Consider the following 20,181-nt stretch of genomic DNA (forward strand, 5'->3'; position numbering starts at 1 on the left):
CAATCTAATACTTATTTAAGAAAGATTGTAACTTTTTTATATCCATAAGAGGCTTTTGATTTTTAATGGCTATATCTAATTGATTATTCAATGATTCTAAATCACTTAATAATTCTTCTAACTCACTATCTTTCATGCTACTTAGCCTATTTGGGGAGTCTTTTAAATCGACCATACAGTCTAATACGTTTTCTAATAAATCTAAGTTTGCATCTATCATATTTTGACCTCCTAATTCTCTAAGTTTATTATACACTTTTTTCTGAGACTCTTCGTATATCTTATGGGATATTTTTTATATTTCGTTTAGAATTCTTATCAGAGTATGTCAGAGCCTTTCTTATATATATGCATTAATTATACATGAGATCAGTTGAAAGAAATCTTGGTAATATAAACAACTCATCTTATAATAAAACTATCAACTACTTAATGATAGTTAGTAGAATAACATTTAATAATGAGAAGAGGTTAAGCACAATGAAGCATGAGTATAGAAAGCATGAGAAAAAGTTATATGCCCCTAAAACTAAGCCCGAGTTAGTAGTCGTTCCTAAACAAAAGTTTTTTTGTATAAAGGGAAAAGGAAATCCTAATAATGAAGACTTTTCCGAACGAATTGGAGTGTTATACTCTCTAGCATATGCGATTAGAATGATGCCAAAGAATGGGTTCACACCGGAAGGGTACTTCGAGTATACCGTTTATCCACTAGAAGGAGTGTGGGATTTAACAGAGAAAGGGCGTCAAAAATTCGATAAAGACGAATTGTTATATACGATCATGATTCGACAACCAGAGTTTGTTAATCAAGAGGTTGTAGAGAAGGCATTTGAAATTGTAAATAAGAAAAAACCACACGCCTTACTTAAAGAAGTCTACTTTGATGAAATAGAAGATGGATTAGCTGTTCAAATGATGCACATAGGATCTTATGATCATGAACCTGAATCATTTAAACAAATGAAAGAATTCGTTGATGAAAATGGACTAGAAATTAAGACATTAGCTCATCGAGAAATCTAGTTATCTGACGTAAGAAGAGTTGATACAGACAAGCTAAAAACAATATTAAAATATAAAGTTAGAAGAAGTAATTAATTTATAAAAACTTATTAAAAAGTAAAAAAGATTAATCTCAGTTTAGTAGATCTTACTATACTCAGATTAATCTTTTTCTTTTGATTCATTTTTCTGTAACAGTTGCGGACTAGAATTTTATGGTGGAGGTGGGTTCCCTGGTGATTGTCAAAGACAATCGAATCCTCCGTTGCTAGGGTGCGGGCATTCCGGTTAGTATCCACGTCCAGAGATGGATGGAATACTATAATAAATAAATCTCTATATCATAAATGGATAGCACACTTATGATATAATTGTCTTAGTATAACTATTTAAAGTAATTAATGTTACTTAGATGATTGCAATAAACGACTTCAACAGTCCATAATAAAATAAATAAATTTATCGAGGGAGGTGACGATTTATGTTTGCAATATTAGATGATAAGAAACAATTTTTAGATAGTAAGCGCCCGTTAAGTAGAGAAGTTTTAACTAATTTAAAGAAATATTTTGATGTTGAATTTACTTATAACTCAAATGCCATTGAAGGAAATACGTTAACGATTACTGAAACAAAAGTGATTTTAGAAGACGGTTTAACAATAGGTGGTGGGAAAAGTTTAAGAGAACATCTCGAGGTTTTAAATCATAAAGAAGCGATTGATTATGTACAAGATGTTGTTAGTAAAGAGTTTGATTTATCAGAAAGGGTCATTCGAGATCTTCATCACATTATTTTAAAGAGTATTGATAATCCTAATGCTGGTGTTTATCGAAAAGCGAATGGTAGTATGCATCGACCACCAGAATACTTTCTTGTAGAAGATAAAATGAGGGAATTATTAGATTGGTATCATGAAAATAAACAAACTATGCATCCCGTAAAGTTAGCAGCATTATTTCATTTTAAATATGTTTATATCCATCCTAATTTCCCTAGCAAAGGGAGATTGTTTTGTGAACAAAATGCTAGGGAACCCATAGATGGAAATGGTCGATCAGCGAGATTGTTAATGAACTTAATTTTATTAAGAAATGGATATCCATTAACTGTTATTAGAAATACTGATCGTGTCGATTATATGAGTGCATTAGAGAAAGCGAGTACGACTGGTAATACGGATGATTTTATTGAATTTATTGTACAAGCAGTCGATAGAAGTTTTGATACTTATTTATATTTAATTGGGTAAGAAGTCAAATTTCAATCAATATAAAAATGATACAGGATATTGCTATTTGGAGGTGTTTTATTTGAGTCAAAAAGAAATTGAGTTTGCTGTATTTTGTGTGGAAAATATTGCTGAATATTTAAAGATGAATGCACAGGATATTTATCAATTACTAGGTGTTAAAAGTAGGTTATTATTTGACTATATTGTGCCGTCCTATGAGCCATTACATACACAAAGTAAGGAATATATTATAAATGAGATTATAGATATGATGAAGCAGAAGGAGTTGATCTGATGCTAGTTTATCATGGTTCTTACTGTGAAATTATAAATCCACATATTAAATATTCAAGAAATAAATTAGATTTTGGAAAAGGGTTTTATGTCACTCCAATTGAAGAACAAGCGGTTAGTTGGGTATCTAGATTTAAGAGATTAGGAAAACCAGGTATTGTAAATGTGTATGAGTTTGACTTTGAGAAAGTAAAGCAAGAGTTACACACTCTAATATTTGAGGAATACAATACTGAATGGCTAGACTTTATTATTAAGTGCCGCAATGGTGAATTGATTTATCAGGATTATGATGTCATAGCAGGCGGTATTGCAGATGATAAAGTATTTAATACAGTTGAGCTTTACTTGGATCAGTTAATTAGTAAAGAAGAGGCTTTAGGAAGATTAAAATATTATAAACCAAACTTTCAAATCTGCATCGTTAATCAAGAAGTCATTTATAACTATTTGACCTATAAAGAAAGTAGAGATGTGTAATGGAAGCCAATAAAATCTTATTACAACGGAAATTTGCAAGAATTATTGATAACTTAGCTAAAGAAGCTCATATAACTGAAGAAGAAGCAATGGGGTTATTCTATACATCAAAAACATATCAACTCATTTCACAAGGAATTAGTGATTTACATTGTTATAGTGATGGATATTTAGTAGATGAACTTATGTTAGAATATCATCTGAAAAAAGATATTGGTTATTATTAAAGATGAAATAGTTAGATACAATACAAATAGATCTTATATTCAATGAGTAAATTCATAAATACAATATAACGGTGAAAATAATGATATAGTAAAAAATGTTTCACATGCTTTACAAAATACCAATCGATTTATTGAGTTAAAATAGGAAATTAACCGAAAATAATTTAACTAAAAAACCATTATCTCAAATCAGATTGAATCTGAACTCAGATAATGGTTTTTGTTTTGTTCATTTTCCTGTAACAGTTGCGGACGAGAATTTTTTGGTGGAGATGGGGCGTTCCGGTTAGTATCCACGTCCAAGCATAAGTAAAGATATATCTTATATTCGATTATACGTGAGACTATAGTTCTTTTGAAAAATATACCTAACTCTAATCAATATTTTTTTCAGTAGAATAATATTAAAACTATTAGTTGTAACCTACCCATCCATAATTTTTAAAAGTATTTGATTGAAAGAAATATTAAATCTGATACTACATAATATTTCCAATTATATATTACAATTATTTACAATTTTTTTATATATATGGTAATATTGTAACTGTGATTAACAGGGGATATATTTAGGGTTGTTGATTAAGTAGCCTGTATAATTACAGAAAATATTTAGGAAAGAGAAAAGGTGATAGTTATGAAAATTAGTAAAAAGGTAAAGATTATTGTAGGGGCAATGGGTGTTATCGCTATGGTTAGTGCAGCGAATGTAAGTACAAAGGCAAGTAACTGGTATTATGGGGCGGAAGGTGATTGTTCCATTTCAGATAGCAATAACTTTAAACGATGTACATCTATTAAGGATACTAAAGGAACTACTAATGCAACATTTCATGTGAAAACACTAAATAAAACAATGTGGTCAACACCTTCATTTAAACTGGTAAACTCAGATGGTGCAACTCGTTCGGTAACTATTGATTTGCCTAAGGCAGGCTATGAAGGTTCGGGCAGTTTAGCAGGAGTATCACCTTCGGAGGCTATAGGGCATTATTATTATGCTGGGCTAAAGGCTGCTTGGAATCAAATAGGAACAGATACTGTAACAGCTAAAATTAGTGCAGACTAATTTTATTTAAAAATGATTTAGCGTACTATTGCAATAGTACGCTTTATTAGGATGTGGATATTATGTTGTGTAAAAAAGAATTAAAAAGATTATTGTTTGGAAAAGATACTGTAGTGTTTTTTGTGATCTTATTAGTAGTAAGTTTAATAATTTTTTCTGACACAAGCAGTACACATAGTGGGTTTTTAGCAGAATTAAACCAACCAGAATTTGATTTATCGCATGAGACTCTTGAAGGGATTGTGAAAGGATTTAGTTGGCATAGTTATATGTTAGATTACTTTTATAATGATAAACTAACTTTATTACTCATCATCTTCTTAGGTTGCTTTGGTATTAAATTTTCTGATTATTTTGTCAAGCATGTTATGACAGGAATAGGAAATCAATTACGTGCTCGAATTACAGCATCGACTTATGTTAAGCAGTATATGTCAATTCAAGCATTATATATTTTAATTTTTAATCTTGTATCTTTTACAATCATTTTGTTTATTATACGCTTAATAGGGGGGGCTCCTGAAATAGGTGTAGAAAGAATGACGACATATGGGATTATTGATTCATTTTTAGGCGTGCCTTTAGATAATACGTTAATGTATATCGTATATTACTATAGTAATGTCTTACTGTTTTCAAGTTATCTAATATTCATAGTATGGATAGGATCTTTTGTAGGATATTTATCAAGAAGTCAAGTTATCGCAAAGCTTTTTCCATGTGCAAGTTATTTTATTATATTAATAATAGCATCATCAGTAGGTAATGTATTAAAGGGTGTAAGTCATTTATTTAACTTCGTTATTGCAGATGTTTACATTGGTGGATTAACTCATAACTATACAGTATTTTCACCGTATGTTATAGGTCAAATTATTTTAATTGCTATTAGTATATTAATTCTTTACCGTGTAAGTATATATAAAATGGAGTATCAATATGTTTAAAATGATAAAATTCAAAGAGCTTTTAAAGTATTTATTATTTTTAGTTTGTTTGTATGTATTCTCAAGCTTTATTTACTTGTATAAAACAAATTTATCAGAAAACGTATTAGTCAGCTTAGTCAGTATTTCAAGATTATTATTTGAACATGCTATATTCTTATTCATATTAGCAGTATGTACATTTACACCATTTTTAAGACCTATGTTCATGGTTAGAGTGAAAAGTAATGATTTACAGGAGTATATTCAGAAATTTATTTTAAGAAATAGTTTGCTATACTCAAGTAGTTTGGTTATTTTTTATGTCTTTATGGAACTGCTTATAATTAAAAGAATTACTGATGTATCTTCAGTGTTACTTTCATTTATCGTACTATTTTTATTCGGACTATGTTATTTTAGTACAACAGTTTATACATACTTAAAAAGTGAAAATTATGAATTGTCTGTATGTATATTTCTGGGCGCTTCTCTAATTGGTAAGGGCTGTATTTATCTCGCTGATATGATAAATGGTGTCCGATTTTTAGAAATCTCGAATCAATTGATTATCATTGTTTTGGTGATAGGGAGCGTAGGTATATTGCATTTTATTAATGATGCTATTAAGAGTAAGGAAATTTTATGATGAGTAAGTTAGGAATAGATTCAGTATATCGAAGAGGAAGTTATAGTGTGTTATTTTTCATGATTAATTTGTTGTATTTAAATAATGAAAATAGTTCAGATATTCTTCGGATTCAATTTGGAATTGACTACGGATCGGATAGAAGTTTAATGTCGGTTCTTATTAGTATTTTTTTATATACTAGTATTTTAATTACACCACTTGTATTGCTATTTGATAAAGTAGAACCGATGTTAATTTATATATTAATTAGAGATAATCGTCAATTGATAGTAAAAAAATTTCTAATATCTAGTTTCATATCAATTTCTACTATTTTATTAATTAAAGTTATATTAGATATTTTAATGTTTGGAGCGGTTGTGTTTAGTTCTGAATGGTTAATCGGATATGTTTACATATTAGGCATCTTATATGCTTTCATTGGATTTTTATTTGTTCTATATTTGTTGAAGGTGAAACAGAACTATATTTATTTGGTACCAATTATTTTAATCTCAGCGTACTTATTTGTAAAAGAAGATAAAAGTGTATATGTGTATGGTTTTATGATAAGTTGTAGTTTTATTATTTTCAATATAATAGCTTCGAGTTTTATTATTAGTAAATACGAGCGTATTTAAGAGGGAGATAACTAATGATTAAAATTAATAATGTATCAAAAGAAATAAAGCATAATCAGGTATTAAAAAATATTAATTTAGAATTCGAATTTGGAAAAGCATATCTTCTTCATGGACATAATGGATGTGGGAAGACAATGTTATTACGTTTATTATCAGGTTTAATTCGTCCAACATCTGGAGAAGTGCAGAAGAAAGAGGGGCTTTCTTACGGTGTTTTAATTGAAAAACCAGGGTTCTTAGAAAATTATTCAGCGCGCTATAATTTAGAATATTTAGCGGCAATTCAAAATAAGATAGCCGATTCTGAAATTGATGTGGCATTAGAACGTGTGAATTTATTAAATGATGCAAAACGTAAGGTTAAGACGTATTCGCTCGGAATGAAACAACGTTTAGGAATTGCTCAAGCTATTATGGAAAACCAAGATGTCTTATTATTAGATGAACCCTTTAATGCACTAGATGAAGATAATTTAAATCGTATACTTGAGATTTTAAAAGAAGAACAAAAAAAAGGGAAATTAATTGTTGTGGCAGCACATAATCTTCCACTAGAAATTAGTGATTTCTTTGATGTGAAAATTAAGTTGAATAACGGGCAGGTTAAAGAAATCGTAGCTTAAGCGATTACAGACTTATAAGATACCCCTTATTTTATAATTGAAGCATAAGTAGATAAAGAATATTTCGGATAAGTTACAATTAATTAGACACATATAAAAAACCATTATCTTAACTTAGATGAATTCTGAACTCAGATAATGGTTTTTCTTTTGATTCATTTTCCTGTAACAGTTGCGGACGTGGATATTATGGTGGAGATGGGTTCCCTGGCAGATTGTCAAAGACAATCTAATCCTCCTTTGCTAGGGTATGGGGCGTTCCGGTTAGTATCCACGTCCCATCTTCATTGATGTTTAAATGTATTTGTAATGAGTACTAAAATTCTAGTTGAAGATTATTAAGATCAATATGAAAGTTATATTTTTTTATAAATTCATTTAGTCCTTTATAAAAAGAAGGAGGTCTATTTTGCATTTTAAATAAGAAAAGAGCATCCATCAGATATTGGGTTGCTTGTGCTGAATTATTAGATACTTGTTCATAAATAGCAAGATTGCAGTAAAGAAAGGGCAATTTAGTCAAATTGAAATGTTTATTACAATACTCGACTCCTTTTAAAGAATAAAATTTAGAACATTCGTATTCTTTTGTTTTAAGTAAGATACTTCCCAGTGAATAACAATAATTAGGTATTAAAGAAAAATCATCCAAAAGAATATGATCTTCAAGATAGGCTATTAATTGTTTATAAATTAAAATAGCTTGAGAATATTTTTCGAGGTTCATATAGCAGAGGCAAATATCATGTACCAAATCTAGTTGTTCAATCGTTAATAGAGTTAAATTTGGTTGTTTAATTGAAAACATTGGCTGTAAGAGGTTAATTGCCTTACTGAATAAATCAATAGCATACATATAATTTTGATTTTGATTCGCTTCATAAATTCCTTGCATCCAAAGTAAGAGGAATTGAACATTTATATCAGAAGCTATTTCTTGGGGTTGGTAAGAAACATAAAGTTTTTTAATTTCATGATAGTTTCTAGTTGCTCGGAATTCATGAAATTGTTTACGTAGCTTTAAATACTCTTCAGGATTCTTCAATGAGCTATGAATTTGTAACTCTATTAAACTAATATTTAATTTTTGAGATAACTGGAGAATTAAATCATAATTCGGTTTTCTTTTTCCATTACACATTTTAGAAAAGTTAGAATAATCACAAATTCCTTCAATAAGTTGAGATTTATTCATTCCTATGGATGTAGCCTTTTTTAATATATACTCTAATGCTTGGTTATAGTCAAAGTTACAAATCATATTCTCTTCACCTTATTGTTTTTCAAAAAAATTCAAAATATGGTCAAAATGACCAATAATAATTATTTAAATTATTATATCATATTGATTGTAAGAGGAGGAATGAATGATGATAAAAAAAATCTCTATTTTATTATTAATATTTATAATTAATATGGGTTTATATTTCTATGGTTTTACTAGTATATGAATATAAAAATATAGAGCTGATTATTGAACAGTTGGTAATGAAATATGGTAATCAAATTGAAGAGATAATCAGAAAAGATGTTAACGAGTTTATAAATAATATGAAAGAATTGAATTTTTTCGTTGTAAGAGGTGATAAACTTGATGGATGTTAAGTTAGTTAAAAGGATACTTCGAAAAGAATCGAAGTATCCTATTTATTTTATTTTATCTTTGATTTTATTGTTAGCGATTGAAGGATTGGCGCTAATTCCACCAGCTTTGTATCAACAGATTATTGATAGAGATATTATGGAGGGAAATCTAAAAAATATTTTGATTTATACGATTATTATGGTGGCTATTCCCTTTATTTCAACATCAATTCATACAGTATTTACGTATCATGTTTATGTTAAAGTAAAGCAATTAGCTTTTGATGTAAAAAGTAAGATATTCGAAAAGTTATTAAATCAGCCACTTTCTTTTTTTAAAGAGCATGATTCAGGCGAGTTAGCTGGATATCTTGGGGTTGATTTAATGGATTTTTTCTATTTTTGGATTCATGATCTGCCTTCTGTTATTTGTAGTGGAATTATGATTGTAGTCGTATTAGGAATCTTATGTAAGTTGAATGTCACTATTACATTGATAATGCTGCTTTCAGTTCCACTTTCTTTAATTCCAGCACACTTTTTAGGGAAATATTCACAGAAATTAGCGTCACAAATAACTGATTATAATTCAGATATTAATTCTAAAATTACAGAATCATTTAAATTGATTAAATTAATTAAATCGCAGTGTGCACAACAACAACGAATTAACGAAATTAACAAAATTAACAGAGATAACTTAAAGATTTTTGGAAAAGCTGTTATTGCGGAAACGGTTATGTTATCGATATCGAAAGAATTTATTGGGGGATTATTTTTAGCAATTGGATTTATTTTAGGAGCTGTTGCTGTTATTAATGGTAATATGTCACTTGGGGAAATGATTGCTTATATTACCTATTTACCAACGTTATTTAGTTTAGTGAATAGTTTAGCTCGAAGTAATGTCTATGTTCAAAAGCAGTTAGGGTTACAAAATAAAAACTTTAAATTTTTAGCATTAGATGATGAATACAGTGATGAGCCATCTTCAACTAAAGTAACTCATTTAAAAGGAGAAATTGAAGTTAAACATTTATCATTTGCTTATGATCAACGTCAAATTTTAAAAGATATCAGCTTTTCAGTAAAACCAGGTGAATTTGTTACGATTATTGGAGATAGTGGTTGTGGAAAATCAACGTTATTAGATTTATTATTAAAGTTTAATCGTGTGCCAAATCATATGATTCAAATTGATGGAGTAGATATTAATAATTACCCAATGAATAATTTAAGAAGTAATATTGCTCTTGTTAATCAAAATGTGGACTTACTCAAAGGGACGCTTCGATATAATTTGCTCATTGCTAATCCAAAAGCAACAGAAAAAGAAATGTTAGAAGCGATTCGCTTAGCAGAATTACAACCTGTCATCGAGAGACTTCCACAAGGATTAGATAGCGAGTTATCAGAAAACGCCTTAAACTTATCAGGGGGAGAACGTCAACGACTATCATTAGCGATGGCACTCGTGAAACAACCTAAATTACTTTTATTAGATGAAATCACGTCAAGTTTAGATTTAGAATCTGAACAAAAAATTCTAAATACAATAGAGAACATCAGTAAGGAAAAAAGAATTACTGTTTTATCCGTAACACATCGAAAAACATTTATCAAAGATGATTTTAGAATCATTGAAATGGAACAAGGAAAGGTAAAATCAGACACTCATTACAAAAATTTGAAAACTGTATCGTAAATATTACTATATAAAAATAACAACATATTTTAATTAAATTAAATGGATGTTTTGAAAAATCAATAGGGAGGAAGATATATGGAAAATTGTAGATTTATTAAAATGCTTTTAGTGGGGACGGTTTGCTCCTCTTTATTTTTTTATTTCAATTCAGAGGTACATGCTGAATCAACGGAGAATAATATTGATGATATGGCAACGCAAACAATTCAACATGCTTATTATTATGTGGATGGAATTGAGTATGAAGTTCCCAAAAATCAAATAAATGATTTTATTAATGGAAGTTTAACGGTTGATTTACCCTATGATTTAACAAATAAAGCAAGCACACCTGAGGGTCAACCATGCGCAAACGTGTGTATAGCGGGAAATGCGTTCGATGGTACAAGAACATCAAGTGGTTTTACATTAGGTAAATCGGGGACTAGAGTGATTAATAAAACCAATAAGCCAATTACAGAAACATCTGAGCTTAGTAGTACAGCAACTGTTTCAGGTACTATTACAGGAAGTGGTGGATTTGACTGGAAGGTGATTGAAGCAACAGTTGGATTTGAAATAGGTGGTAGTTATTCGTGGACTACTTCGCAAGCAACAACTATAACAGTAGATCCAGGATACTGGGGATGGATTGATTATGGTGCTCATACAGAAACGTGGAAAGGTAATTATTATTATTTGACAGAAAGTTGTAATCAGAGTAACAAACGATATATTACTGTAAAAGGGCCAAAGTATAAGGCAAAATTAGCAAAGACAGAAAAATATCCCTATTAAATTATTTATTTCTAAGGAGCACTCTTTATGAAATGGCACATGACACCTTTTTTTTCATTACTTTGTTCTGTATTACTCCTTCTATCTTGTGAGAATTCTTTTAAATCTGAGTACAGTAGTAACGCTAATATAGAAAATAGTGAAGAAAACATAAAAATTGTAGAATCAATAAAAATTAATGAAGCACCAAAACACAGTAAAACACCTTCGGAAGCTATTACTCATCAATTTGAAGTTATTTTTGAAGATGGAAGTACTCAATTACCCACTGAAAATGATATTATATCTGAAACCATCATTGGCAATCAGGGGATATTGACAATACATTCTCCTGAGGGAAAGGATAGATATGCTAGCTTCCTTTATCATATGGAAGATGAGTGGATTTTAGATGCTATTTTAAGAGTATCGGCTATAGGAGATGTTGTTTTTAAGGAAAAAGAGGGCTTATACCTGCCGATGGAAGAATTTAATTTTCTTAAAATAAAAGTAGAAGTTAACTCACAAAATCAAGAATTATGGGTATTTGTTGATCCAGAAAATATTATAACCATTACGACATTGGATAGATTTCATTTTATTGAAAATAGTGAGACTCAAAAAGTGAGACTTAGTAATGAAAATGAGGCATATATATCAAAAGACGATTATGAAAATTATTTTTTGTATTACTATGATATAGAAAAGATTATTATTATAGCTGGGAATATAAAAGAAAGGGAGGAACTAATAAATATCGCGAACTCATTACCATCCGTGACAGATCTAGCATTCCCAGCCACAACAAAATAACATTAATTTTTATATACAGATGAGTTAGATAATATAGGGGAGTTACATCTAGTAGATGTAACAACTGCATTTATAAATATATATTACTTCTTTGATAGTTAGTCAGGAGATAATATATATGTCGAATGTTGCAAAAAAAATTACTATTATATAAAAGAGCTAAGTGATTATTACATCCACTTAGCTCTTTTTCTATGCTTCGAATGAGGAGGGGACCTGTTAGAATACACGTACGAAATAGAACTGAAAAATCTTATTTAAGTTCTTAATTTCTAGCAAGATTTTAATCATATTCTTTTTTTTTATTAGATTTAAACTTAGTGTTTTTATGTAAGATATTTAACACTATGATTTTTTCAAAAATAAAAGATACCTCCGCGCAAAGGTATCTTTTATTCAAAATCTAACTAATTAAGTATATTATTACCAATGAATTAAAGTGATATAAAATGTAATTAGATTAGTTTGCTAGTATGAATATGCTTAAATTAAAGTGATATAAAATGTAATTAGGTTAATTTACTGTTACTATCTAATACTCTATAAGTATATCTTTAAGAATTGAAGTGTATATATGGTAGAAATTTTTTAACATGAGATGAAAAGGACTTTTATTCTGGAAAATATTTGGATATAAGTTCTTTTCAAAATATTTTTCTATGGTTAGTATATAGAAAAATATGAATTGTATTTCACCTATGTATAGTTATTGCTATTTAATTATATTTATATAAGCTGATATTCGGCATTATGATCAGGTGACTAAAATAGTTATTTTAGTACAAGTTAACTTTCTAGGAACACTAATTTGCGCGCTAAGATTAATGCCCCTTTTCTGTTAACTTTACGCTACTACTTATTACAGATAAGGTAGATTAGCGTTAGAACAACGATTAGTTCTTGACCTGTCATGTAGCTCACCTCACTAATTTAATAATGTCTATTTTATATCTATCATTATAATATTGTCAAGTTAAAATCCAAAATTAACACATTTTTGAAAATTGCCCGGTTAAAGTGCTTGGAATAGATAGAAGAATTTTTAATAATAAAAGGCGTAGATTATTTCATTATTTAATGATTGATTGGTTTCGTAGTAAAAAGATAAATATATATAAGGTGAAATATAATTAAAAAAAGAGTGAATTTTTTTCTTTCTTTGAAGTGGTAGAATTTTTGGATATTCTCTATCAAGATAAGTTCGAATAATTAGTATCATAGATGGCACACTATAACATTATAGTAAGATAATATTTGTTTTTATTTCAGTTTATTTCGAATAATAATCGATTAAAATTGTCCCAAAAATATACTTTTTGTCCCGAAGTGTGTTATAATTTACTTGATAGGAATGATGAAAAAGAATTTAAATACAGATGGGAGTGATTAATGTTGAAGAAAAAAAATGTATTAAATTTAATAAAATACCATACTGAAAAAAATGAGTTTCAATTTAGAAATGAGGCTATTGAAATTGCACGTTATTTTGATCAAATTGGTGATTATCAGTTGGCAGAATATATTATGAGTCTTTTATCGACTACCAATACATTCATTCCACAAGAGGAGGCTTTTGAAAGTTTATTTTTAAAGAGAGTTGAATTTAACACAGAACCGCTTCCTCTCCCTAAACCCATTGCTGAGGATATAAAGGGTATCATAAATGCAGTGAATCATAATGTAGGAATTAATAAGTTTTTATTTGAAGGAGCTCCAGGAACTGGGAAAACAGAAACAGTTAAGCAAGTTGCACGTTTATTAGAACGACAACTATATATCGTTGAATTTAGCGAATTAATTGATAGTAAAATGGGGCAAACTTCAAAGAATATTGTCACTGTGTTCAATGAAATTAATCGGATGCCTTTTCCTACTCAAGCATTGATACTGTTAGATGAAATTGATGCTATAGCACTAGATAGGATTAATTCAAATGATTTAAGAGAAATGGGACGAGTTACATCTACAATTTTGAAAGAGTTGGACAAATTAAATGAGGAAGTAGTTTTAGTGGCGACTACCAATCTATTTGAGAAATTTGACAAAGCATTAACTAGAAGGTTTGATACAGTAATCAGTTTCGATAGATATGAAAAAGAAGACTTAGTTGAAATTGCTGAAATAATTTTAAATTCTTTATTGAAGAAGTTTAAAAATGCTGGTAGAGATATGAAGTTGTTCAAAAAAATAATTCGAAGTATGGATGAAATTCCGAATCCTGGAGAGTTGAAAAATATGATTAAAATTTCACTTGCATTTAGTGCCCCTGACAATGAGTATGACTATCTTAGAAGGTTGCTAAAATACGTAGTGAAAAACTCTGAGGAAGTCGGATTAAAAGAATTATATAATATAGGATTTACTATTAGAGAAATTGAAGTACTTACAGGGATATCGAAAAGCCAGGTAGCAAGAGAGTTAAAGGGGGATTAATATGAATGATATTTTGCAGCTAAAAGGTAGATTTGAACAAAAAAAAAGTAACAATAGACCAGCGGCACCCAGATTATCTTCAGGATCAATGGTTAATGTTTCTCATCTAGAAAGCTTGCGAACTGATTTAATTGTACTCAAAGAATTCTGGGAATCACAAGAAGTTTTAAGTGGTGCTTTAATAAGTGTTTATTATAACAAGGTAGTAGCCAAGAGTAATAGGATTAGTGGTTTCTTATCATCCTCGAAACAACCTGCTAATTCATCGATAGTTGGTGCAAAATTCTCAGATAAAAGTAATAAGCATATTATTACGCATTATATTTCAATGGAAGTCATCGACGCCTCAATTCTTTCAATTGAACAGGCAATTAGAATTTTGAATGAGGAATTCGGGGGTTCAATAGATTATATTAAATTTAATGAAAAAAGCAATATAAATGCTATTGATTTTGAAAAATACACAATAAAAAAAACAAAGTTTCAACATATTATTGTTGACTCCTCTTATGTCGAAAAATTCGGTGTTGAAAATAGTGATTTTGGATCACATAAAAGTGCTATTGTTACTATATACAATACAGATATGAATACTAAAGAGTTATTGAATAAAATTGGTATTAAAGTTTTAGATGATAGAATTATTAATGATACAACTGTTTTGTTGGATGCGAATTATTTAGAAATTTTGATGCAAAAGGCTCCTTATCTAGTTGCGATGGCAACTGAGAATCTATCTGAATTGGCACCAAGCGATTTTTTAGAAAATGTTGGATACGAACGAAATCTAATTCCTAGACCAAAACAAGAACCAGTAATTGGTGTGATTGATACTTTATTTGATGAGAATGTTTATTTTAGTGAATGGGTAGAGTTTCATAATATGATTGATAAAAATATACCCGTTACTTCAGAAGACTATAGGCATGGGACAGCAGTCTCTTCTATAATTGTTGACGGTCCAACTTTAAACCCAAAATTGGATGATGGTTGTGGTAGGTTTAAAGTCCGTCATTTTGGGGTAGCGACTCGCAGTGCATTTAATTCATTTACGATAATTCGTTCAATAAAGGAAATAGTTGCACTAAATCCAGATATCCGTGTTTGGAATTTATCTTTAGGTTCCAATGAAGAAATTAATAAAAATTTTATATCGGCAGAGGCTGCAGTACTTGATCAAATTCAATTTGAAAATGATGTGATTTTTGTAATTGCAGGAACAAATAAAGGATCTTTTGAAGGTGAGAAAAAAATTGGATCTCCAGCAGACTCAATCAATTCAATAATAGTAAATTCAGTAGATTCAAAAAAACAACCAGTGACATATTCACGTCAAGGAATAGTTTTATCATTTTTTACAAAACCAGATGTAAGTTATTATGGTGGTTCATCAGATAATTACATGGCGGTTTGTGAACCTTTAGGGAAGGCTTATGTCTCAGGAACATCTTATGCAGCACCGTGGATTGCTAGAAAATTATCTTATTTAATTGATATTATTGGTCTTAATCGAGAGGTTGCAAAAGCTATGTTGATTGATTCTGCGATTGGATGGAAAGCGAATACAGATTTTTTAGATTTAGCACTAAAGGGGCATGGTGTGGTTCCTGTTAGAATAGAAGATATTCTTCAATCGCCTGATGATGAAATTAAATTTGTAGTGTCAGGAATTTCTGAACAGTACGATACATTTAATTATAACTTCCCGGTTCCTGTAGCTAATAATAAATATCCCTATATTGCAAAAGCGACATTGTGCTATTTTCCTAAATGTTCAAGAAACCAAGGTGTTGATTATACGAACACAGAGCTAGACATTTACTTTGGTCGTTTGGACAATAAGGGAGAAATTAAAAGTGTTAATGAGAACAAACAAAGTATAGAAGGGGAAAATCATTATTTACATGAAGAAGATGCGAGAAAAATTTTTAGAAAATGGGATAATATTAAACATATTAGTGAAGGAATTAAACCACGATCAAAGGGGAAAAAAGTATATAAAGATAGAATGTGGGGGATGAGTATTAAGACTAAAGAAAGATTGAATAGTAGAGATGGTGAAGGAATACGATTTGGAGTTGTGGTCACGTTAAAAGAAATTAACGGAGTAAATAGAATAGAAGATTTTATTCATCAATGTAGTTTTAGAGGGTGGTTAGTTAATAGAATTAATATTGAAAATAGACTCGATATTTATGAAACTGCGAATGAAACAATTGAATTTGAATAAATTCTGATATGACTCCGAAAGATTTAAAATTGAATTCAATATAATGAAAAGTATACTGAACATTAATGAGGGAGATTAGCTAGTTATGCTAACCTCCTTTTTTATTTATAATTCTACAGGTTCTAGAAAGACTGTCTAATTAATTGTAACCTATTCAAATCTATACAAAGAAGGCCTTTAAATGAATATAAAATTTAATTAATTGTGATAAATAATTGTGTGATTTAAATTGACAATTCACGTTATAGAAAATACAAAATTGTAAAATTTTAAAAAAATTGATAAAATATGTATAATAATGAAGGGGAAAGGGGGATTTTTAGTGGTTATCCAGATTGGAGTTTGTGATGATGAAGAAAACTTTAGGTCAAAGATAAAAGAGGTATTGCATTCAATATTGAGATCAAGTTCAATAGAGTATCGTTTTTATGAGTTTTCATCAGGTGAGGAGCTTTTAGCGAACTACCCTGAGCGTTTAGATATACTAATAATGGATATCCAAATGAAAAAATTAAACGGGATGGATACTACAAGAGAAATTAGAGTTTTTGATCAAAGAGTAGAGATTATCTTTATGACCTCTTTGCTTGACTTTATACAAGAAGGATATGAGGTTAAGGCTTATCGATATATATTAAAACCAATCAATGAAAACAAGGTTTTAAAACATATTTTACCTTGTATTAATGAACTTCTTCAAAAAAAAAGTTCTTACTTAACTGTTAACGTAAAAAACTCTGTTCATAGAATTGAGATTGATTCAATTATCTATATTGAAACGCAGCGTCCTAATATCATCATTTATACATCTGAAAATCAATATACAATTAGGATGAGTCTTTCGCAAATAGAAAAAAGCCTAAATGGTTATGGCTTTTTTAGATGTCATAACAGCTATCTCATTCATTTAAAGTTCGTAGAATCAATAGAAAATCATTCAGTTATGCTAAAAGGTCAAGAGATTCCTATTAGTAAATACCGACTTAAAGGTTTAAAGATTGCTATGACGCATGCATTAGGTGATATCGTATGTTAACTCATGATACTTTATGGAAGCTCATTGATTTTTTCACGATTGAGATAGATTGGCTGATTTTTTTCTTTGTAATTAATAGGGTGGGAAGAAGAAAAGATAATAGTAAAAAATATATCTTAGTGGCTATTCTTCTTTTATTCGTTATTGGATGTTTGAATATTGTAGAAATATCACCTAATATGCGGATGATTTTATGTATAGTAATGGGTGTGTTATTTTGTAAATATTTATATGAAGATAGTCTTTATAAATGTATGATTGTTAATCTATTGTTTTGGCTTGTCCTCATGATTAGCGAGTCTATATCTACAGTAGTGGTGGTTCTATTTAATGGTCTTGATAGTGTTACTCCATTATTAAGGGGGGGATCCTTAAGGTTCCAAGCAATCGTATTATCAAAATTTTTGCTTTTTATTACTTTAATAGGGGGGAGGTATTTTAAGTTATCTGTGGACTTTAAGTTGAAAGATAGTTTTTTAATCGGTATCCCTGTGACAACGAATATAGCAAGTTTATTAGTCATCTATGGATATAATTTGAATCAACATATTGAAAATCGATATAATATTTTAATGATAGTTATAATCACTGTCTTGATAATGTTATCTTCCATTTCACTGCTAATCATTATTAGAAAAATTTTAAAAGAGAAACAAAAAAGGTTAGAATCTCAATTGATTAATAATCGAATTAAAGTGAATTATCAAAATTATGAACGGATAAATGAAGCCCATAGACAGATAAGATACGTATATCATGATTTGAAAAATCATCTGTTGTGTCTTAAAAATTTCCAAACTAAAGCTGAAATAGAGGATTATATTACTAATTTAGAATTGCAAATTGAAGGTTTTGAAGATTTTAGGGATACAGGAAATAGGACATTAGATATCATTTTAGGTGAAAAGATATATCGTTGTAAAAAAGATGGGATTGAATATGAGGATAATATTATAATAACTAAATTAGATTTTATGGCGGAATTTGAGATATGCGCTCTGTTTGCGAATGCTCTAGATAATGCAATTGAAGCTTGTATAGAGATGGAATCTTGTGCAAAAAAATACATTAGTGTGACTTGTCGGGATATTAAAGGATTTATTATTATTAAGATTATTAATTCAAAATCAAATGTGATAAAAGTGATTGATGATCAAATATATATATAAACAGAAATGTAATTCATAGTTTTCTAGTTCAAATACTTGTAGTCAAAATTCGTTAAAATGTATGTTAAAATAGTAGATATTAACTATACATTTTAGGATAGAAATTGAGGCAACTATGAATCAGACAGAATTAAAATTAATTGAAACAGCGATGCGTGAAACATCATCGAAACAACTTTATACTCGTTATCAAGTCATCTATTTACACTTACAAGGATATAAAAATGTAGAAATCGCTAGGATAGTTCCCTTTACTGCTCAGACCATCGGAACACATGTTAGAAATTATAAAAAATATGGACTTGAGGGATTAAACCCACGCCCAAAATCAGGCTGTCCGAAGAAACTTTCACCTGAGCAAGAAGCTGAGTTAATCCATACCCTCATCCATAAAACGCCCGCTGATGTTGGGATTGAACCGTACATGACTTGGGATTGTAAGCTATTATGCATCTGGGTGAAGCAAACCTTTGGAATTTCATTCTCTAAAGGTGGAATGCGTGACATGTTGTTACGCTTAGGTTTTAGCTACACACGCCCGACTTACTCATTAGCGAGAGCGAGTCAAGAAAAACAAGAGGGATTTAAACAGGAATTTGAACAATTAAAAAATTTTGATTCGTGGAGAGATTGATCATTTATTGTTTCAAGATGAAAGTTCTATCAGAGATTATCAATCATTAGTCAACAATTGGTTTCCTAAAGGAAAACAACGGATTATTCCTACTTACGGAAATAATAAAAGTGTCAAATTAATAGGAATCCTTAACTATGAGACAGGTCATGTTTATGTCCAGGAGGAAGAACGTTATACAGCAGATATCTTTTTAGAATTCCTCAAAAAAGTACTGAAACAATATCCAACGGGAAAGATTGTCATGATTTTAGATAACGCAAGAATTCATCACGCTAAACTCATCCAACCTTTTTTAAACGAACACAAAAATAGATTAAGGTTAATCTTTTTACCACCATATAGTCCAGAATTAAACTTAATTGAAGGATTATGGAAATGGTTAAAACAATCTGTGATTCATAACGTCTTTTATAAAAATATAAATGAGATTAGAAAAGCTGTTCAAGGATTTATTCGACGTATCAATGAGAGACCTTCGGAAGTGATCCAGAGACTATGCGAAAAAATGTGAAAAACTTATCTGTTTATATATATACCACTAAAGTAGATAAAGTTGGGCATGGAATCGGAATTTCAAGTATCAAGTATATTACCGATAAATATAATGGTGAAGTTGTTATTAACTATTCTGATGATGAGTTTATATTGAACATTATGATTCCAATACCTAGTTAGGAGAGAT

Annotated in this window: 20 protein-coding genes; 18 read left to right on the forward strand and 2 right to left on the reverse strand. The window is 29.5% G+C overall.

The window, feature by feature from the left end; genetic code table 11:
• Window positions 1–4 precede the first annotated feature (4 nt).
• Entirely contained in the window at window positions 5–220 is a 216-nt protein-coding gene (locus tag JRC48_RS12325) for a hypothetical protein (protein ID WP_235069785.1), read from the reverse strand.
• Window positions 221–480: 260 nt separating this feature from the next.
• On the opposite strand from JRC48_RS12325, the gene JRC48_RS12330 reads away from it, so the two are divergent.
• From JRC48_RS12330 to JRC48_RS12370, 9 genes are all read left to right on the forward strand, one after another.
• Complete coding sequence (locus JRC48_RS12330; protein WP_235069786.1) at window positions 481–1,026, forward strand: GyrI-like domain-containing protein; 546 nt, start codon at window positions 481–483, stop codon at window positions 1,024–1,026.
• 460 nt (window positions 1,027–1,486) lie between these two features.
• On the forward strand, window positions 1,487–2,257 hold the full coding sequence (locus tag JRC48_RS12335; RefSeq protein ID WP_235069787.1) for a Fic family protein: 771 nt from the start codon (window positions 1,487–1,489) through the stop codon (window positions 2,255–2,257).
• Window positions 2,258–2,309: 52 nt separating this feature from the next.
• Complete coding sequence (locus tag JRC48_RS12340; protein WP_235071071.1) at window positions 2,310–2,534, forward strand: DUF3791 domain-containing protein; 225 nt, start codon at window positions 2,310–2,312, stop codon at window positions 2,532–2,534.
• Window positions 2,534–3,013, forward strand: coding sequence for a DUF3990 domain-containing protein (locus JRC48_RS12345; RefSeq protein ID WP_235069788.1), 480 nt, complete (start codon window positions 2,534–2,536; stop codon window positions 3,011–3,013). The genes JRC48_RS12340 and JRC48_RS12345 overlap by 1 nt, the downstream gene beginning before the upstream one ends.
• Window positions 3,013–3,240 (forward strand): DUF3791 domain-containing protein, encoded by a 228-nt coding sequence (locus JRC48_RS12350; RefSeq protein WP_235069789.1) that lies wholly within the window; start codon window positions 3,013–3,015, stop codon window positions 3,238–3,240. The genes JRC48_RS12345 and JRC48_RS12350 overlap by 1 nt, the downstream gene beginning before the upstream one ends.
• Before the next feature lie 637 nt (window positions 3,241–3,877).
• Window positions 3,878–4,309, forward strand: coding sequence for a hypothetical protein (locus JRC48_RS12355; protein ID WP_235069790.1), 432 nt, complete (start codon window positions 3,878–3,880; stop codon window positions 4,307–4,309).
• Window positions 4,310–4,371: 62 nt separating this feature from the next.
• On the forward strand, window positions 4,372–5,256 hold the full coding sequence (locus JRC48_RS12360) for a hypothetical protein (protein WP_235069791.1): 885 nt from the start codon (window positions 4,372–4,374) through the stop codon (window positions 5,254–5,256).
• Complete coding sequence (locus tag JRC48_RS12365; protein ID WP_235069792.1) at window positions 5,249–5,884, forward strand: hypothetical protein; 636 nt, start codon at window positions 5,249–5,251, stop codon at window positions 5,882–5,884. The genes JRC48_RS12360 and JRC48_RS12365 overlap by 8 nt, the downstream gene beginning before the upstream one ends.
• Window positions 5,885–6,521: 637 nt before the next feature.
• Complete coding sequence (locus tag JRC48_RS12370; protein ID WP_235069793.1) at window positions 6,522–7,133, forward strand: ATP-binding cassette domain-containing protein; 612 nt, start codon at window positions 6,522–6,524, stop codon at window positions 7,131–7,133.
• 316 nt (window positions 7,134–7,449) lie between these two features.
• Here JRC48_RS12370 and JRC48_RS12375 read toward each other — a convergent pair whose 3' ends face one another.
• Window positions 7,450–8,394, reverse strand: a complete 945-nt coding sequence (locus tag JRC48_RS12375) for a hypothetical protein (protein WP_235069794.1) — start codon at window positions 8,392–8,394, stop codon at window positions 7,450–7,452.
• Between the two features lie 333 nt (window positions 8,395–8,727).
• Between JRC48_RS12375 and JRC48_RS12380 the strand changes: the two genes are divergently transcribed.
• The 9 genes from JRC48_RS12380 (at window position 8,728) to JRC48_RS12420 (ending at window position 20,174) form a co-directional block, all read left to right on the forward strand.
• The gene (locus JRC48_RS12380; RefSeq protein WP_235069795.1) at window positions 8,728–10,422 is read left to right on the forward strand and encodes an ABC transporter ATP-binding protein; all 1,695 of its coding nucleotides are present in this window, start codon (window positions 8,728–8,730) and stop codon (window positions 10,420–10,422) included.
• Window positions 10,423–10,500: 78 nt separating this feature from the next.
• A complete protein-coding gene (locus tag JRC48_RS12385) occupies window positions 10,501–11,202 on the forward strand; it encodes a hypothetical protein (protein WP_235069796.1) in 702 nt (233 codons plus the stop codon).
• A gap of 27 nt (window positions 11,203–11,229) precedes the next feature.
• On the forward strand, window positions 11,230–11,994 hold the full coding sequence (locus tag JRC48_RS12390; protein ID WP_235069797.1) for a hypothetical protein: 765 nt from the start codon (window positions 11,230–11,232) through the stop codon (window positions 11,992–11,994).
• Window positions 11,995–13,383: 1,389 nt separating this feature from the next.
• Window positions 13,384–14,427: an ATP-binding protein gene (locus JRC48_RS12395; RefSeq protein ID WP_235069798.1), complete on the forward strand. Its 1,044-nt coding sequence runs from the start codon at window positions 13,384–13,386 to the stop codon at window positions 14,425–14,427.
• A 1-nt stretch (window position 14,428) separates the two neighbouring features.
• Window positions 14,429–16,657 carry a S8 family peptidase gene (locus tag JRC48_RS12400; protein WP_235069799.1) on the forward strand — a complete coding sequence of 743 codons (2,229 nt, stop codon included), beginning with the start codon at window positions 14,429–14,431 and terminating at the stop codon, window positions 16,655–16,657.
• Between the two features lie 322 nt (window positions 16,658–16,979).
• Window positions 16,980–17,693: a LytTR family DNA-binding domain-containing protein gene (locus tag JRC48_RS12405; protein ID WP_235069800.1), complete on the forward strand. Its 714-nt coding sequence runs from the start codon at window positions 16,980–16,982 to the stop codon at window positions 17,691–17,693.
• Window positions 17,687–18,862: a GHKL domain-containing protein gene (locus JRC48_RS12410; RefSeq protein ID WP_235069801.1), complete on the forward strand. Its 1,176-nt coding sequence runs from the start codon at window positions 17,687–17,689 to the stop codon at window positions 18,860–18,862. The genes JRC48_RS12405 and JRC48_RS12410 overlap by 7 nt, the downstream gene beginning before the upstream one ends.
• A 115-nt stretch (window positions 18,863–18,977) precedes the next feature.
• A protein-coding gene (locus JRC48_RS12415) for an IS630 family transposase (protein ID WP_235069802.1) occupies window positions 18,978–20,010 on the forward strand; the annotation gives its coding sequence in 2 pieces (ribosomal slippage) (window positions 18,978–19,475 and window positions 19,477–20,010; 1,032 coding nt in all).
• The gene (locus JRC48_RS12420) at window positions 19,995–20,174 is read left to right on the forward strand and encodes a GHKL domain-containing protein (protein WP_235069803.1); all 180 of its coding nucleotides are present in this window, start codon (window positions 19,995–19,997) and stop codon (window positions 20,172–20,174) included. The genes JRC48_RS12415 and JRC48_RS12420 overlap by 16 nt, the downstream gene beginning before the upstream one ends.
• Window positions 20,175–20,181 lie beyond the last annotated feature (7 nt).

Source organism: Turicibacter sp. TJ11 (genome assembly GCF_021497505.1).
Classification (GTDB): Bacteria; Bacillota_I; Bacilli_A; order MOL361; family Turicibacteraceae; genus Turicibacter.

Bases quoted from the DNA above. Each gene is read 5' to 3' on its own strand.
- JRC48_RS12325 (WP_235069785.1), bottom strand. From the start codon at position 220: ATGATAGATGCAAACTTAGATTTATTAGAAAACGTATTAGACTGTATG.
- JRC48_RS12330 (WP_235069786.1), top strand. From the start codon at position 481: ATGAAGCATGAGTATAGAAAGCATGAGAAAAAGTTATATGCCCCTAAA.
- JRC48_RS12335 (WP_235069787.1), top strand. From the start codon at position 1,487: ATGTTTGCAATATTAGATGATAAGAAACAATTTTTAGATAGTAAGCGC.
- JRC48_RS12345 (WP_235069788.1), top strand. From the start codon at position 2,534: ATGCTAGTTTATCATGGTTCTTACTGTGAAATTATAAATCCACATATT.
- JRC48_RS12350 (WP_235069789.1), top strand. From the start codon at position 3,013: ATGGAAGCCAATAAAATCTTATTACAACGGAAATTTGCAAGAATTATT.
- JRC48_RS12355 (WP_235069790.1), top strand. From the start codon at position 3,878: ATGAAAATTAGTAAAAAGGTAAAGATTATTGTAGGGGCAATGGGTGTT.
- JRC48_RS12360 (WP_235069791.1), top strand. From the start codon at position 4,372: ATGTTGTGTAAAAAAGAATTAAAAAGATTATTGTTTGGAAAAGATACT.
- JRC48_RS12365 (WP_235069792.1), top strand. From the start codon at position 5,249: ATGTTTAAAATGATAAAATTCAAAGAGCTTTTAAAGTATTTATTATTT.
- JRC48_RS12370 (WP_235069793.1), top strand. From the start codon at position 6,522: ATGATTAAAATTAATAATGTATCAAAAGAAATAAAGCATAATCAGGTA.
- JRC48_RS12375 (WP_235069794.1), bottom strand. From the start codon at position 8,394: ATGATTTGTAACTTTGACTATAACCAAGCATTAGAGTATATATTAAAA.
- JRC48_RS12380 (WP_235069795.1), top strand. From the start codon at position 8,728: ATGGATGTTAAGTTAGTTAAAAGGATACTTCGAAAAGAATCGAAGTAT.
- JRC48_RS12385 (WP_235069796.1), top strand. From the start codon at position 10,501: ATGGAAAATTGTAGATTTATTAAAATGCTTTTAGTGGGGACGGTTTGC.
- JRC48_RS12390 (WP_235069797.1), top strand. From the start codon at position 11,230: ATGAAATGGCACATGACACCTTTTTTTTCATTACTTTGTTCTGTATTA.
- JRC48_RS12395 (WP_235069798.1), top strand. From the start codon at position 13,384: ATGTTGAAGAAAAAAAATGTATTAAATTTAATAAAATACCATACTGAA.
- JRC48_RS12400 (WP_235069799.1), top strand. From the start codon at position 14,429: ATGAATGATATTTTGCAGCTAAAAGGTAGATTTGAACAAAAAAAAAGT.
- JRC48_RS12410 (WP_235069801.1), top strand. From the start codon at position 17,687: ATGTTAACTCATGATACTTTATGGAAGCTCATTGATTTTTTCACGATT.
- JRC48_RS12420 (WP_235069803.1), top strand. From the start codon at position 19,995: ATGCGAAAAAATGTGAAAAACTTATCTGTTTATATATATACCACTAAA.